Origin of the sequence: Trichocoleus sp. FACHB-40, assembly GCF_014695915.1 — a bacterium.
Taxonomy (GTDB): Bacteria; Cyanobacteriota; Cyanobacteriia; order Cyanobacteriales; family FACHB-T130; genus Funiculus; species Funiculus sociatus.
Genome location: NZ_JACJPF010000110.1, coordinates 1 through 15,074 on the forward strand (window position 1 = coordinate 1; position 15,074 = coordinate 15,074).

The following is a 15,074-nucleotide window of genomic DNA, read 5'->3' on the forward strand; positions in this document are numbered from 1 at the left end:
ATTTTATGGTCAATATCTTGTGTGGTTTAATTGCTTACTGTCATCAACCCAAGAAACCATCACTCCGTTTAGAGTGGGCTTTGGTTCAATCAGCTTAACCCGAACTGAGGTTAAAAATATGAAATTTCAAAATTTCAGTTGAGGGGAGTAGCGTTTGCGGTAACGAAACGCAACGTTTTGTGAAAGCCCTAAATGATTCGTGAAGGCGAGATACCCGACTTCTTTAAGAAGTCGGGTATCTGAAGGGCTGGCATCTCACAGCTCAAATAGGATTGCTATATACCTTTTTTGAAACAAACGCACAGACACACAGAACAAGAAGAAAGCGATTTTTATAAATGATTAAGGTTACTATATTGGAATTATTTTTTATCCCCTTCCTCATCATTTAAGTATCCTGGGGTTCGCGGTATGCCTCGGTGGTTACAACTGGGGGCTGACGCAATCTGCGAATAGTATCAATAGTGTCTTTAATAGTTCCAGCAAGAGGTACTGATAAAATTACACCTAATAGTCCCGCTATCTGTCCTCCCATCAATAAAGCAATGAAAATCCAAATCGGATTAAGTCCGGTAAAATCGCCCATTAATTTAGGAGCCAAGAAATTATCTTTTATCTGCTGCATGAAGATAGCTGCACTCAATACACGAATGGCTAACCAAAAATCTTGCAGCATGACCAGAATTGTTACTAAACCAATTCCCAAGGTAGCACCGATAAAAGGAATCAATTCGGCAACGCCAATTAGCAAGCCAAACAATAGGGCATATGGTATCTTCAAAATCAAAAAAATTGGGGTCAGTGTTGCCACCATGAATAACCCTAGAATGAGTTGGGTAAGAAAATAGTTCTGAAAATTCAGCCGCAGAGATTCACTTAAGGGTAGCCCGATTTGAGATGGTAATAGATTAATCAGACCGAACCATAAGCGATCGCCATAAAGCAGCATATAAAATGCCAGAACCACCACGAACACCACATCTATTAATCCCGACACCGTCCCCAAGGCAACTCCAAAGGCCTGACCAGCTAATGCTTGCACTTGATTTTCAACGCGAACGCTGACGCGATGGCTAAATCCTTTGAGATCCAGTGGCAAACGCCGATTTTTTGCCCATGTGTCCAAATAATCTAGATTCTGATTACTTTCCTGTAACCAATCTGGTATATTTTTTAGCAGTTGGACGCTTTGATCAACCAAAATTGGCACCAGCGTTACGCCCACGACAGCCAAAAATGTTAAAGTCAAAAGCAAAACGACTATGACGGCTTGAGCGCGACTGAGCCGAAACCGCTCGAAAATCCGGACTGCATAGTTGAGTAAAAACGCTAAAATCGCCGCGATGGTTAGCACCGCGAATAAATGTTCAAAATAGCGAAATAGCTGGGACAGAACCCAGATATTTAGGGCAATGATTGGGCCGCTCAGACCCAAAATTAGGAGACGTTGAAGATTGGCTGAACGGCGCATCGTGAAAAACCTGTAGCATTTGCACACTGAGGCACTTTTATCACCAGAGCTGCCTAAATATTAGACTCTCAACTATGGACAGTCTAAAGCCTATAGTCTATAGACATATCGGCAAATTGGTATTTTTTTTAAAAGGTAAAAAATTGGAGTCAAGGGCTGCGAGAAAATACCTATTAGGAAAAGAAGTTAATTGAGAAACCAAAATGGATATAAGTGTAGCCGATCTGCGTAAAGATTACAAAAGATCCGGGCTTGAGCGGGCTGATGCTGACCCCAATCCCTTCAAACAATTTCGCAAGTGGTTTGACCAGGCACGAGAAGCCCAACTTCCTGAACCCAATGCGATGACTCTTGCCACGGCTACGGCTGTTGGCAACCCAAGCGCCAGAATGGTGTTACTCAAGGACTTCGACGAACGAGGCTTCGTCTTTTACAGTAATTACGAGAGTCACAAAGCACAGCAACTTCAGGAAAATCCGTGGGCATCGTTAGTTTTTTGGTGGGCGGAACTGGAACGCCAGGTGCGGATTGAAGGGCGGGTGGAGAAGGTTTCAGATGAAGAGTCAGATACCTATTTTCACAGCCGTCCGCTCTTAAGCCAGCTGGGTGCTTGGGCTTCGCACCAAAGTCAAGTCATCGACAGCCGCGAGGTGCTTGAGCAACGGTTAGAGGAATTGAAAGGGAAATTTGAAAACCAGGAGATTCCGAGACCGCAGCACTGGGGAGGCTACCGAGTTATCCCGACTGGGATCGAATTTTGGCAGGGTCGTCCGAGTCGCCTGCACGATCGCTTGTTTTACCAGCTTCGCGATGATGGTACCTGGGTAATTGAGCGCCTGTCGCCTTAGAAATGAGCCACAGAGGGCGCAGAGGGATTTTCCTTCTTGCTCTGTGTCTGGGCGGTTAGTTAACAATAGACGAGATGCCAGCCTTTGAGATACCCGACTTCTTAAAGAAGTCGGGTATCTCGCCTTCACAAATCATTTAGGGCTGCTATATAGCAATTCTCTATTGGGTGCGATACATCTGTAAGGACATTGGAATGCCATGTCCCTACCAAGGTCGCCTGAAGGTCACACAGAAACCCTATATATCAATACGGTTCACGAACAAGTTAAAAATCTAAAGCTTGTAACTATTCTTAATTGATCTGTATTGTTTTATAGATAGCGATCGCATCTTTTAAATAAACTCAGCTCTCACCTCGAAGATAAGCTAAGGCTTTTATTTGTATTGCTACCTATTAAATATTTCCATAATTTATGACTCATCTTTGTGAGTATTCCTCTGGAATGAAGTAATTGATAAAACTTCTATCTGAAGCTGTAGGGAATTATTTAGAAATTTGCTCATTATTAAATGAAAACAACAAGACTGTAATTGTGGTGTTCTACATCATTTACAAAACCATTGTTTCCAAGGCGCTTGTGGAAATTAATTAAATAACAAAGTGCTTTGACAACAGCGCAGGTTCGTAAATCACTTTAGGAAAAAACGTCCTGTAACAGAGGGAGGACAGGAATTCAATGAATAAAATTGACCGACAGCGTAAAAGATTTTCCCGTTCAATGGCGCTGCTGCTTTCAGTGCTGCTCATGGTTCCGTTTATAGGTGCCTGCGGACAATCGCAGAGTTCTGCCCCACCTCCACCTATTGACGATACCCGTGTTGGCACTGTTAACAATCCTCCTCCTGCAAACCAACCCCAAGCGAAGAAAAAAGGATTGTCAACGGGTCAGAAAGTGGCGATTTTGGCGGGAGCAGCTGCACTCTACTATCTCTACAACAAGCATAAGAACAGGCAAGAGCAAGGGCCAGAGGGGCAATATTACCTTTCCAAGAACGGGCGCATTTACTACCGCGATGCCCAAAATCGCGCTCACTGGGTAACACCGCCACCTGAAGGGATTCAAGTTCCGGAGGCGGAGGCGCGACAGTACCGTGACTTCCAAGGCTATAACGGCAGCGCCACAGGCCGGGATCTCACGGATCTGGCGGGTGCAGGTTCAGCACCACCAATTCCAGCCCCAGCACAGTAAACCCTAATACTTTGGGATTGGAAAGTGCGCTCCCAAAGTCGCGCCTAATGCCCCAAAGGTAACGAGAAACATTCAGAAACATAACGGCGTTGTGGAATAGGTTTATATCCTCTACACACCCGTTCCACAACAAGTTGATAAAGGAGATAGATCATGGTAGATGGATTTTTCCGAAAGCTGACCGAGGTCTTTACTGACTCGAACGATGAGCAAAACGTAGAAAACTACGATCAACGGGTACGTCCAGCTAGCGAAGATCCCTACGGCGATCCGGCATATCAAGATAGTTATCAGGATCAGTTTGGCAATGTTATCCCAGCCAGCCAAGATCCTTATGGCGATCCAGCAGATCAAGATCCCTACGGACAGTTTGGCAACGTTATCCCAGCCAGCCAAGATCCTTATGGCGATCCAGCAGATCAAGATCCCTACGGACAGTTTGGCAATGTTATCCCAGCCAGCCAAGATCCTTATGGCGATCCGGCGGATCAAGATCCCTACGGGCAGTTTGGCAATGTTCGCCCCGCCAGCGAAGATCCCTATGGCGATCCGGCTGACCAAGAATACACCGGATGGTAAAGCTTTGCCGCTATTTGAGACGTTGGTTTTGATGAGGCAGTGTAGGTAAAAAAAAAGGCAGTAGCGCGATCGCGTTACTGCCTTTTTTCATGGGAACCTTTGACAAGAAAATAGACTTTAAGCAGTTTGGCTTAAGGGAGAAGTGTCATAATTTGCCAACAAATCGGCTGGGTGATCGTAGATAGCGATCGCATCCTTGAGTTGATTATCGTCAAAGCCACCAGAACGCACTGCAATTACACCCACGCCAGCTTTATTCGCAGATTCTATATCGTAGGGTGTATCGGCAATCATCACTACTTGATTGGGTTCCATTTGCATCTTCTTCAATGCTGCTTCCACGATGTCTGGTGCTGGTTTAGAGGCATTAGCGTCGCTAGAGGTTGTCGCTTCATCAAGTAGATCGTCAACTTGTGCCGCTTTCAACAACGGGGAGAGTTCTTGACTTGATGCAGAGGTAGCGATAACCAGCTTTAATCCAGCCTCCTGCATTTTCAAGATTAGGTCTCTTGCGCCCTGTGTAGGAGACAGTGTTGGTGCAAAGCGGTTGACGATCAGTTCTCTACGCTTCTGGGAAACGGCTTTCCCATCTCCGTCTTCGTCATTTAATTCCGGCACCATTGCCGGGATGACGTGATCGCCACCCATACCAATCAGGGGTCGAACTTTCTCAAATGGTACTTCATAACCATACGCGGCAAATCCCTCAACCCAAGCTTGGGCGTGGGCATCATTGCTCAGAACCAGCGTACCATCAACATCTAGAATTACGCCTTGCAATTTCATTGTGAAAACTCCTATTTAAAACTCTGTTTGGGAACGCATTCGCGGAGGCTCTCTCGTCGGTCAAAGTGTGGAATAACATGAAGCGATCCGCGATCGCCTCATGTAGGCATTCCCAGCCGGAGACTGGGAAGGAGAGCGGAAAATAGCTAATTTGACGCTACAGTAACGTCGGCAGGCAGAACTTCCGGCTCGTCATCTAACGACAGCAGGAATTGAATTAAATCGGTCTGATCTTGAGCATTAAAGCCACCACTTTTGTCTACCCAATAATTGTGTCCGCTACCATCTACATTCGAGTGTTTTAAGTCGGAATTAGCCCGGTTAGCTGCAACTGTTTGCTTACGCAATTTGCGATCTAACAGCACTCGCAAACTTGCACTAGGATCGGGTTGAATGCCTTTAAGCAACGTGCCTGCCATACCTATTTCGTCACGCTTGACGATTCTAAACCCTTTTTTATCTTGCTTCAGTGCTTGGGAAGAAGCTGCTACACCTCCATCGTGCAGATAAGGCGCGGTGACGGCAAGACCAATTAAACTAGGCACCTTGTAACCGCCTTTGGGGTTGTTGATGGCAAAGGCTAGTTCAATACTTCGCTGCGGTGTAATATCAGTTGGCACTGGTAACACAGGCGGATCGGTTGGCAAGGGTACAGGGACATTACTCGGATAAGTTTTGGGTGGTACTAAGATGCGGGCAAAGGGAGCCTGCGCCGGGCCTCGTGAGGGCTGAGTGCGAATCTCTTGCTCTGCAATTACCTGATGGTTAGTGAAGTAGCGCCCGCTATGACATTCAACGCAACTAGCTTTTGAGAAAATCGCCGCACCCCGCTTTAAAGTTTCTGTGCTGGCAGTTTGAAGGGGTGGCGGTGCCAAGGTGTTCTGAAAAGCTGACATTCCGTTGAGTTGTTCGCCTACTGGGTATCCTGGTGAGTTTGCCATTAACCCGTCCAGCATAAACAGGGAACCTTTTGGATATTCTGGCATCCGAATTGTCTCGTTCATTCCCGGTTCCCCCGGCGTCGGATCGATCTTGTTAAAGAATTGGGATGGTTTCGCCCCTTTTGGCAACCGGAAAGCTTTATTTGCTGAATTTTGGAAAATAATCCCTAAATAAGTCTCTTTGTCAATACCCAATAGGGGCTTACTGCCATCAGCTCCGGTTGTGGGGTCTGAGTTGGTAGCATGGACGTTGCTATTGAGGCTGGTCAGCCCGTGAAACCAGCCAACAGCAGAGTGTCCACTCCAGCCATAGGGCCAAGCATCGTGGGTATAGGAGGATGGAATCTGGGAGGGATTGTTGGTCATGCTGCCCGTGGAATCAAAGTTGCCGGGAGGCCAAGTTAGTAAATCGGCATCGACGGCATCTTCTAAGGCTTTGGCATCTGGCAGACGTGCTTTTTCTCCATCAGCATTAATGTAAATGCGATCGCCTACTGGCATTTTGGTAGGATTTACACCCGTCTGGCGAAACATCGCGGCTGAGTTGGTAGCCATAGCCAACACTAAGCCAGTGTTGAGATCGTTGTTTGGCGCACCTTCGATAACGCGCCCACTTTTACCATCTATTGCTGTATGACACAAGGCGCAGGTTATCCCCACTCGCACTTTACCCTTCTCGATGCTGGTACGCATTCCTAGGGGCAGAATTGAACCTGTGGGTACGTCCATCCCGGTGTTCAGTAAGGTGCCTGCTCTAAAAGTTCTACCACCGATGGTGACATCTTTATCGATTGGAATCTGGAGGTTAGTGGTATGTTTTCCTCCCAGCCGCGCGATCGCTTTCGTCATCGTCACGAGATTGATTGGCCCATTCAGCGCCCCGACAACATCCGTCTGAAAGATTTGATCTTTAAAAGTTTCTGCGTAAAAAGCCTTGCGTCCCAGGTTAATTAAGTCTTCTGTGACCGCAACAGCCCCATTTTCTGGTAAAAGTTGCTTGCGCCCTTCCTCTGTCTCCAGCAGCTTATCTGCCTCTTCTTTGTCAATTACATATCCCAAGACATCATACGAGCCAATCTGTTGCGGTGCAGGCTTCGTGAGGGGTGTAAAAGTGTTGTAGATGCTGGGTGTGGCAGGAATGCCTATCTCAATTTGGTAAGCAAAGAAGCCTATCACCAGAAGAACTAAACTAAGTAGAAGAATTGGGCGCGATCGCATGATGCCTCACAGATAGCAGTCACCAGTACGCACTTTAAAGGTAAAAACGCCATCTTTCGTCTGTCTGGAGGTTGAAGCTCTGATTGTAGGGTTATATACGGTAGAAATGCCCGATTTTCTTGATTTTGAGCAGGCTGGCTAGGGTGGAATGGCGCTGGCACAAGGAGTCCTGAACTAAAGTTCGGACTCAAAGCTAAAACCTGTTAAAACAGGTTAAATTTCATATACAGCAAGCATTTTAGTCCGTTTCAACGGACTTGAGCTTTGAGCCTCGAACTTTAGTTCAGGGCTTTAGTTCAGGGCTTCTGAGAGCGTCTCTGCGTTTAATCCAGATTCGGCGCAGGTAATCAATAATACGCTGGTCATAGTCAAATTTCTGGCACTCCTGGCGAACCCACAAGCCCATTTGCCACAAGTCTTCCAGGGTTGTGCAAGTTTGAATTAAAGACGCGATGGCTTGTATCCACAAAACAAGTTTGCGGTAACTAATGAATTGCCCGCCGCGATCGCTACGATGAACAAACAAGATATAACGCCAGCATTCAGCACGTACAATCTGGGATTGAGGAATGCCTAAAAATTTGGCAATTAGGTCAAAAGTGATCCGAAACTTGAAAGGTTTAATCCGGCGAAACAAAATGGTCATAATCGCTTCAGTTGAGGTGAGAATTGGGTTGGGCTAACTCCATCTCGTTAGTCTGGTCTGCGGGTTCTGGTGTCACGTCGAAGATGATTTCGTAGGTCGCGCCTGCAACCATGCGCTGGAGGATTTGCAGATGTGCTTGCGCGTCGCTGCGACGACGAAAACGGGCAACGACAACTGACTGTAAGTTAGGCAGTGGGCGGATGATGCACCAGGGATGCAGCTGGTTAAAGTAGGTCATAAATCTTTTATGGACACGACAAAGATTGCCAAGGCGAACGACTTGGTCGCATAGGCTGTTACACTTTTTGTTCTGAGAAACAACTATTCCGGGCAGCTAACTAGCCAAACGATGGCTTTTTAGGCTGTCTGTCCGTTGTTCTGTTTAAACTGACGCTTAAATAAACCGCTTAATTTGAGCGGTTTTATCATGGTAATGGCAAGACCAAAGAAAAGTCAACCAGAGGAGACTGATTCTCCGTTTAAAAAACTGCGTTTGGCCGCTGGACTGTCTCAAGAAGACTTGGTAAGACTGATGGGTGTGTCAGTTTCAACCATTCGCCGCTGGGAACGGGGATTGGCAGAACCGACGATGACGGTTTACCAAATGAAGGCTTTTTGTAGCGCAGTTAACAAGAGTTTGGACGATTTGCCTAACTCGTTGATAACGCAGCGATCGCACTCAGAAGAAGATTAGGCGATCGCTTTGTAGTGGTGAAGCGGAGAATGCGATCGCCTGTTGTCCAAAAATATAAATCTGCCAAAAATTACTGTACGGCGATCGGTTTGACGATGCCATTATCAATTAATCAACTTGGGAGCGATCGCAATCCGAAACCCCAGTGCATCCAGCAACTCAACCAAAGTGTAAATTTCAGCACCGCCAGTTTCACACAGAATCTTGTCTAATTTTTGATAGCGAAATTTCGCTTCTTCCGAGAGATTATTGAGCTTTAAGCGAGCATCCACAATATCTTTAAGCATTGCTCTGAGCAATTCTGGTTCAGATTCGCCTTCTTCTAATTCCAACGCCACCTCAATATAAGCAGCAGCGTGTTCGGAGTCTTGGAGAGAAGAAATCAGATAGTCGTGGTAGCTCCTAGTTGTTGGCGTTTTCACGTCTTTCATAATCTCTCCAATATTCTTTAGCTCTCAGGATGTCTTGTTCTTGGCTGCTTTTATCTCCGCCACAGAGGAGAAATATGATTGTTGATCCTATTTGCCCAAAATATATCCGGAAACCAGGACCATAGTCAATTCTCAGTTCACAAACTCCTTCTCCTACTGAGCGATAGTCTCCCAAATTACCTAATGCAACTCTCTTGAGCCTCTTCTCAATTTTGACTCTAGCTTTGATATCCCTGAGAGAATCAAGCCATTCTTCAAAAGGGCTTCTCCCCTCTGGTGTCAGGTAGTTCTGAATTTCTCTTGGTTGGGCTTCCACTATTTGATTGTAAACACGTTATGGCTTAATTTACACAGAAAGCGATCGCGCTTTTTGCTCGTTTTTCTATTTCGAGCGATCGCATCCTCCGCAAAAATCCAAATCTGCCAAAATAACCTGTACGGCGATCGCATCCTTACCAGATGCAATAAAAAAGGCGCGATCGCATAGGAGGGCAATTACTATTAGAAAACTTTAGAATCTTGAGCCGCAGATAGATTGAACAGCAGCTTCAGGCTGATTTCTATGTTGCTCTCGGCAAATTAAATTCTTAGCCAAACGTTGCTCAGCATAGGCGCGATGAGTAAACCAGCCTATCGGTGTACCAGCGATCGCGCCGATCAGTAGACCCGTCAGCAGACTATAAACAAGATGCTTTCGAGTAATCGAATTTTCTTTCATTTAAAAGTTTCTCCTAAATACCCATCCATTTTAAGGAAAGCAAAATTTAGGATAAACTTACGTCCCCCTCCCTGCTTATTTCCTAAGTAGCATCCGTGACAGTATGCTGTCTTTGCGCCTTAATTCTATACCACACGGGAGCAAGCCATCAGTTAAGAGTATTCACAACGCGATCGCGCTTTTTGCTCGTTTATCTGTTTAGAGCGATCGCCTAGCAACTCAGCAAGGAAATCACCTTACAAAAAAAATACACACCTGCAAAACTACAGGTGTGTTGAGAAGTCTTAGCCGCAATAACATTCGTTAGATTTACGTTGAGAATTAGCTAACACTCTGACAAGCTAATCGCTAATTCTCAAGTTTCATCTATGTATGTTTTGCCTTTTCAAAACCTGGTGTCCCATGCAACTTAGGTTCAGCGGGTGGAGGTGTAGGTTCTGGGCCTAACGGTTGCGGATTCGCAATGTACTCAAACTGCCCTTTGCCGTCCATCGATTCACCCTTCGCCCAGCGCCCTTCAGCACTTTCGGTACCTTCAGAGTGATTCCAGAACTGGTAGGCATATTCCCGCTTCTCCAATTCCAGAGGGAAGGAACTTGGAACAGGTGAAGTTTCAAGCCCAGAATCTTCCAGATCCTTAATTGCTGCCATCCACTGATTTTGGTGCATCGTATCGCGGGCGATCATAAAAGAGAGCGTATCTTTCACACCCGGATCGTCTGACATTTCATACATCCGCACCGCCTGCAAGCGTCCCTGTGACTCCGCATGAAGATTAGAGCGGAAATCTGCCAACAGGTTGCCACTGGCGACGATAAAGCGACCGTTCCAAGGGAAACCAACGCTGTCAGAGGGCATTGCACCTAAACCGGAAACAATGGCGTGCTGTGGGTTCATCGCCGCCGCCATAATCTCTTCGCGGACGTTACTACCGCCCATAACCGCACCCACTAACCGATCTGCGGCACCTTCTTCTTGGACTGATAGAGGCGCTTTATCTAACAGGTGGGCGATCATTGTGGCTAACATCTCTACGTGACCGATTTCTTCGGTACCGATGTCAAGCAGCATATCGCGGTACTTAGCAGGCCCTCGGCAGTTCCAACCCTGAAACAGATACTGCATCATCACGGTCATCTCGCCAAAGGTGCCGCCGATGAGTTCTTGGATCTTCTTTGCGTAAAGTGCATCCGGCTTTTCCGGTGGTTTGAAATACTGTAGTTGCTTCTTGTGATAAAACATTCAAATCTCCCTAGTTAAACTGAGCCTTAGGACAATATCTAAGGTTACAAATTAGTCATTTCCCAAGATATCTCACCGCTCAAAACTCAAAAATTGTGTCCTTTATGCCTTTTAGTTAACTATCGATTTTATGCCCGTACATCAGCCTGTAGGAGGACAAGTTTAAACTAATATTTTTTTATTTTTTCAGCAATATGTACATATTTATTGTTGAATTATTTAAATATTTAACTAGAGTGACAACCCAATTCTCAATGACATAAAAAAACCCGTCTTCTGGAAGAAACCGGGTTTTTTATTGTTAATTTTTCAAGTGAGCTTATATACAAGCGTTGGCTTAATTCTCGTCGCGTCCGTGAACTTGAGCGGGTGGACTGGTTGCTTCAACTGCTGTGAAGGGTTCGAGAATCCGGTAGGTGTGGGATGTACCTTTGGGAACTACCCAAGAATCGCCTGATTCAAGTAAGACCATCTGGCTCTCAAGGTGCAACTCGGCGCGACCTTTGATTACGTAGCCGACAGTTTCATAATCGCGTGCGGCTGGTTCTTTGGGTTCACCTGGTTGCTCATCCTCCCAAAGGCGCATTGAGACAGTTTTGCCTGATGCGAGATATTTTTGTCCCATCTCACCTTTAGGGGAATTAGTAGAGTCTACCTTCATTACAGTTGTATCGCTCATGTTTCGTCGCTCCTTATTTAAACTTTGATTTTTTTGCCAGATCGGGCGGTGTAAATCGCCATCATCAGCTTTACAGCCTACACCAAATAAAAAGTTTTATGGTGGAGAGGACAAAATGCCCGCTCCACTGTGCAAATTAAAGGATATTAGCAGCTTACTTAAGCCCTGAAGATTGACTTTCAGTGGTGAGAATTTCGGCTGCTTGTATCGCTTCTTTAAATCTTTGCTGATTGGCTTTTGCTTGCTGTTCTAGTTCTTCGATAAAGCGATAAATTTCAAGGAGGGATTTTTCGATCATCACCTTTTTTTCAAGCTTTATGCCTTGGTCGATATCCACCCTCTCACCTCACGGTTTTAGTACAACCTTGATGCAATTGTCTTTTTTATGCTTAAAAATCTCGTAACCGTGCTTTGCTTCATCTAAAGGCAAACGATGTGTGATTACGAAAGACGGATCGATTTCGCCGTTCTGCACACGTTCCAGCAATGGTTTTAAGTATCTATGGACATGGGTTTGCCCCATTTTGAATGTCAAGCCTTTGTTAAAAGCTGCACCCATTGGGATTTTGTCAAGGAAGCCACCGTAAACACCCGCCAGCGATACATGACCGCCTTTGCTGCAAGCAAGCATTACTTGGCGCAGGGCGGTAGGTCGGTCGGTTTCCAGACGCACGGCTTGCTTTACCTGGTCGTATAATGCCATAGGCCCTGTACCGTGAGCCTCCATCCCGACTGCATCCAGACAAGAATCAGGCCCGCGTCCGCCTGTCATTTCTTTAAGTGCGTCGCCAACCTCAATTTCTTCATAGTTGAGAACTTCCGCCCCACATTGCTCTTTCGCCATTTGTAGGCGTTCGGGAACGCGGTCAATAGCGATGACGCGCTCTGCACCTAGCATAAAGGCACTTTTGATAGCAAACTGTCCTACAGGGCCGCAACCCCATACGGCTACGGTATCACCGGGTTGAATATTGCAATTTTCCGCCGCCATGTATCCGGTAGGGAAGATGTCGGTGAGGAAAAGCACCTGATCGTCTGTTAAACCGTCGGGAATTTTGAACAAGCCGACATCGGCAAATGGCACCCGCGCATATTCTGCCTGACCTCCAGCGTAACCGCCGAACAAGTGGGAGTAGCCGAAGAGTCCTGATGGCGAATGACCCATCATTTGTTCTGCCATCCAAGCGTTGGGGTTGGAGTTGTCACACAAAGACCACAAGTCGCGGTTGCAGAAGAAGCAGCTGCCGCAGGCGATGGTGAAGGGGACGACTACGCGATCGCCTACTTTTACATTTTTTACCGCACTCCCAAGTTCAACGACTTCCCCCATGAACTCGTGACCGAGAATATCTCCGGCCTGCATCGTAGGGATGTAGCCGTCATAAAGGTGCAAATCGGAACCGCAAATCGCCGTAGATGTAATTTTAATAATTGCATCACGTGGGTTGAGAATTTTTGGATCGGGTACTGTATCCACCCGCACATCATTTGCACCATGCCAGCAAACTGCTTTCATTAAATTTTTCTCCTTAAATCATTAGTTATTAATCATTAGCTAGGTATAGCAGCCCTAAATGATTCATACAATTTTCTTTTTTTTCTCTTACTTTTGCGTCCTGCGCGTCTAAGCGCTAACGCGCAGGCTCCGCAAACGCGGTTTGTTAAATTTTCTTTTTTTTACGAACCGCAAAGGCGCGAAGTACACGAAGGAAAGAGAAAAAGAAGAAAGTTTTTAAAATCGATTAGGATTGCTATAGTTCTGGCTAATGAGTGCGAATTACTTGTAATAAGGTTTGCTGCTGGTAACGTTATTAGCAGCATCATTGATACCTTGCTCTAAGCCGTCATCTACTCCCGTAGCGTCTTCAACTTGATTGATAAACTTCTTAGTGCTGGGGGGAAGCGGTTCGTCAAGATTCAGCTTCTCTTTGATATTTTCAGCAACATCTTCAATTTTATCAATTATGCTGCTGCCCGTATCTTCAGCCTGGTTAGTGGCATTTCCAATGTCAGTACGTAGCGAACTATCAGCACCTTTAACTTTGTAAGAATCAGCCTCTGGTGTCAATGTAGTGGAATTAGCTTGCGCTTGAATTTGGTTGCCGTAGCCGAAAGCGCTGCCAACCAAAAGTGCTACTGCGAGCAGAAAAGCACTTACAATCTGGCGCAAGCGAACATTTTGTAGAAAAGAGATTACTTTGTTCATCGAAAAAACTCCATTTGATAATGTGAATGCTGCTAATGACTAATTGCTAATTGTGGATTACTCTTAGCTATTTCAAGGCTTTAGCAGCACTTTGATGCAGTTGTCTTTTTTGTGCTTGAAAATTTCAAAGCCTTGCTTCGTTTCTTCAAGAGGTAAGCGATGGGTAAACACGACAGATGGATCGATTTCGCCATTCATAACTCGATCCAACAACATCGGCATATACTTCTGACCGAACATTTGCCCCATTCTGAAGGTCAAGCCTTTGTTAAAGGCTGCACCCATGGGCATTTTGTCCACAAAGCCACTATAAACGCCCATAATTGACAGGGTGCCGCCTTTGCGACAAGCCACCATCATTTGCCGCAGCACTGAGGGGCGGTCGGTTTCCAGGCGTACCGACTGTTTGGCTTCGTCGAAAAATCCCTCAAGACCCATGCCGTGTGCTTCTAGTCCCACAGCATCAAGACAGGAATCCGGGCCGCGTCCTCCGGTCATTTCTTTAAGTGCTTCGCCGGCATCAACTTCCTCGTAATTGATAGTCTCGGCTTTGCCGAAGTCTCTAGCCATTTGGAGGCGTTCGGGAACGCGGTCGATGGCGATAACTCTCTCGGCACCAAGCATATAGGCGCTTCGCATGGCGAATAATCCGACCGGGCCGCAACCCCAGATTGCTACGATATCTCCGGGCTGAATGTTGCAGAATTCTGCACCCATGTAGCCTGTGGGGAAAGCGTCGGAGATGGGCAGGATTTTTTCATCGGGGATGTCTTGAGGAACTTTGACTGCACCATGATCGGCGAAGGGAACGCGCACGTATTCAGCAAAGGCACCTGCGTAGCCACCGAATAAGTGGGAGTAGCCGAAGATTCCGGATGTGCCAAAGCCGAATACTTTCTCTTGCATCCAAGCGTTGGGGTTAGAGTTGTCGCACAATGACCACTTTTGCTGATTGCAATAGTTGCATTGACCGCAGCCGATGATGGAAGAGACGACTACGCGATCGCCTTTTTTCAACGTTTTGACTTGACTGCCAATTTCGACGACTTCCCCCATGAATTCGTGACCTAGAATGTCACCCTGTTTCATCGTCGGGATATAGCCATCATAAATGTGCAAGTCAGAACCACAGATGGTTGCTGATGTAATTTTGAGGATGGCATCGCGTGGGTTGAGAATTCTCGGATCGGGTACGTTTTCGACCCGCACATCATTTGCACCGTACCAACAAACAGCTTTCATATCTATTTTGGATTTGAGATTTTGCATTGTGCAAACGTTTCGATCTGCTTGTAACTACTCAGCACCCTTAGCCGAAACACTCAGCACTTTTAAGGAAGAAATCCGGTTTCTTAGTTTTCCTGATAACTCAGTTGCCCATTTATTCCCTTGAAATCCGGTTTTTTTCTTCTGATTGTCTGACC

Annotated in this window: 20 protein-coding genes and 1 pseudogene; 6 read left to right on the forward strand and 15 right to left on the reverse strand. The window is 46.1% G+C overall.

Translation table 11 applies throughout. From position 1 onward, the window contains the following. Positions 1–98, forward strand: a pseudogene (locus H6F63_RS31220) (IS982 family transposase); the annotation flags it as partial. Positions 99–388: 290 nt separating this feature from the next. Here the strand turns inward: H6F63_RS31220 and H6F63_RS26560 are convergent. Beyond that, the gene (locus H6F63_RS26560) at positions 389–1,471 is read right to left on the reverse strand and encodes an AI-2E family transporter (protein ID WP_190640321.1); all 1,083 of its coding nucleotides are present in this window, start codon (positions 1,469–1,471) and stop codon (positions 389–391) included. Between the two features lie 203 nt (positions 1,472–1,674). On the opposite strand from H6F63_RS26560, the gene pdxH reads away from it, so the two are divergent. The 3 genes from pdxH (at position 1,675) to H6F63_RS26575 (ending at position 4,089) form a co-directional block, all read left to right on the forward strand. Next, positions 1,675–2,319, forward strand: a complete 645-nt coding sequence (pdxH, locus tag H6F63_RS26565) for a pyridoxamine 5'-phosphate oxidase (RefSeq protein WP_190640322.1) — start codon at positions 1,675–1,677, stop codon at positions 2,317–2,319. Between the two features lie 678 nt (positions 2,320–2,997). Further along, positions 2,998–3,510 carry a hypothetical protein gene (locus H6F63_RS26570; RefSeq protein WP_190640323.1) on the forward strand — a complete coding sequence of 171 codons (513 nt, stop codon included), beginning with the start codon at positions 2,998–3,000 and terminating at the stop codon, positions 3,508–3,510. A gap of 153 nt (positions 3,511–3,663) precedes the next feature. Then, positions 3,664–4,089: a translation initiation factor gene (locus H6F63_RS26575; protein ID WP_190640324.1), complete on the forward strand. Its 426-nt coding sequence runs from the start codon at positions 3,664–3,666 to the stop codon at positions 4,087–4,089. A gap of 117 nt (positions 4,090–4,206) precedes the next feature. Here the strand turns inward: H6F63_RS26575 and H6F63_RS26580 are convergent, their stop codons facing one another. The 5 genes from H6F63_RS26580 to H6F63_RS26600 form a co-directional block, all read right to left on the reverse strand. Beyond that, positions 4,207–4,875 (reverse strand): HAD family hydrolase, encoded by a 669-nt coding sequence (locus H6F63_RS26580; RefSeq protein ID WP_190640325.1) that lies wholly within the window; start codon positions 4,873–4,875, stop codon positions 4,207–4,209. A gap of 146 nt (positions 4,876–5,021) precedes the next feature. Next, entirely contained in the window at positions 5,022–7,034 is a 2,013-nt protein-coding gene (locus H6F63_RS26585) for a hypothetical protein (protein ID WP_190640326.1), read from the reverse strand. Then, complete coding sequence (locus H6F63_RS26590; RefSeq protein WP_190640327.1) at positions 7,001–7,225, reverse strand: hypothetical protein; 225 nt, start codon at positions 7,223–7,225, stop codon at positions 7,001–7,003. The genes H6F63_RS26585 and H6F63_RS26590 overlap by 34 nt, the downstream gene beginning before the upstream one ends. Positions 7,226–7,317: 92 nt before the next feature. Then, positions 7,318–7,680 carry a hypothetical protein gene (locus tag H6F63_RS26595; protein ID WP_199298302.1) on the reverse strand — a complete coding sequence of 121 codons (363 nt, stop codon included), beginning with the start codon at positions 7,678–7,680 and terminating at the stop codon, positions 7,318–7,320. 7 nt (positions 7,681–7,687) lie between these two features. Continuing rightward, a complete protein-coding gene (locus tag H6F63_RS26600) occupies positions 7,688–7,918 on the reverse strand; it encodes a hypothetical protein (RefSeq protein ID WP_190640328.1) in 231 nt (76 codons plus the stop codon). A 189-nt stretch (positions 7,919–8,107) separates the two neighbouring features. Here H6F63_RS26600 and H6F63_RS26605 point away from each other — a divergent pair, with 189 nt between their 5' ends. Further along, complete coding sequence (locus tag H6F63_RS26605; RefSeq protein WP_242019038.1) at positions 8,108–8,374, forward strand: helix-turn-helix transcriptional regulator; 267 nt, start codon at positions 8,108–8,110, stop codon at positions 8,372–8,374. A 104-nt stretch (positions 8,375–8,478) separates the two neighbouring features. Here H6F63_RS26605 and H6F63_RS26610 read toward each other — a convergent pair whose 3' ends face one another. Continuing rightward, a complete protein-coding gene (locus tag H6F63_RS26610; RefSeq protein ID WP_190640329.1) occupies positions 8,479–8,805 on the reverse strand; it encodes a transcriptional regulator in 327 nt (108 codons plus the stop codon). Next, positions 8,777–9,121 (reverse strand): type II toxin-antitoxin system RelE/ParE family toxin, encoded by a 345-nt coding sequence (locus H6F63_RS26615; RefSeq protein ID WP_190640330.1) that lies wholly within the window; start codon positions 9,119–9,121, stop codon positions 8,777–8,779. Before H6F63_RS26615 ends, H6F63_RS26610 begins: the two co-directional genes overlap by 29 nt. A gap of 3 nt (positions 9,122–9,124) precedes the next feature. On the opposite strand from H6F63_RS26615, the gene H6F63_RS26620 reads away from it, so the two are divergent. Further along, entirely contained in the window at positions 9,125–9,292 is a 168-nt protein-coding gene (locus H6F63_RS26620) for a hypothetical protein (protein ID WP_190640331.1), read from the forward strand. A 24-nt stretch (positions 9,293–9,316) separates the two neighbouring features. Here the strand turns inward: H6F63_RS26620 and H6F63_RS26625 are convergent, their stop codons facing one another. The 7 genes from H6F63_RS26625 to H6F63_RS26655 all read right to left on the reverse strand — a co-directional run bounded on the left by H6F63_RS26625 (position 9,317) and on the right by H6F63_RS26655 (position 14,892). Further along, entirely contained in the window at positions 9,317–9,523 is a 207-nt protein-coding gene (locus tag H6F63_RS26625; protein WP_190422826.1) for a hypothetical protein, read from the reverse strand. 366 nt (positions 9,524–9,889) lie between these two features. Next, a complete protein-coding gene (locus H6F63_RS26630; RefSeq protein ID WP_190640332.1) occupies positions 9,890–10,765 on the reverse strand; it encodes a manganese catalase family protein in 876 nt (291 codons plus the stop codon). 337 nt (positions 10,766–11,102) lie between these two features. Beyond that, on the reverse strand, positions 11,103–11,444 hold the full coding sequence (locus tag H6F63_RS26635; protein WP_190456909.1) for a cupin domain-containing protein: 342 nt from the start codon (positions 11,442–11,444) through the stop codon (positions 11,103–11,105). A gap of 154 nt (positions 11,445–11,598) precedes the next feature. Then, positions 11,599–11,781, reverse strand: a complete 183-nt coding sequence (locus H6F63_RS26640) for a hypothetical protein (RefSeq protein ID WP_190422832.1) — start codon at positions 11,779–11,781, stop codon at positions 11,599–11,601. A gap of 9 nt (positions 11,782–11,790) precedes the next feature. Then, entirely contained in the window at positions 11,791–12,960 is a 1,170-nt protein-coding gene (locus H6F63_RS26645) for a zinc-dependent alcohol dehydrogenase (RefSeq protein ID WP_190422834.1), read from the reverse strand. A 261-nt stretch (positions 12,961–13,221) separates the two neighbouring features. After that, positions 13,222–13,650 (reverse strand): hypothetical protein, encoded by a 429-nt coding sequence (locus tag H6F63_RS26650; protein WP_190640333.1) that lies wholly within the window; start codon positions 13,648–13,650, stop codon positions 13,222–13,224. 72 nt (positions 13,651–13,722) lie between these two features. Then, positions 13,723–14,892 carry a zinc-dependent alcohol dehydrogenase gene (locus tag H6F63_RS26655; protein WP_190456904.1) on the reverse strand — a complete coding sequence of 390 codons (1,170 nt, stop codon included), beginning with the start codon at positions 14,890–14,892 and terminating at the stop codon, positions 13,723–13,725. Between the last annotated feature and the right edge of the window lie 182 nt (positions 14,893–15,074).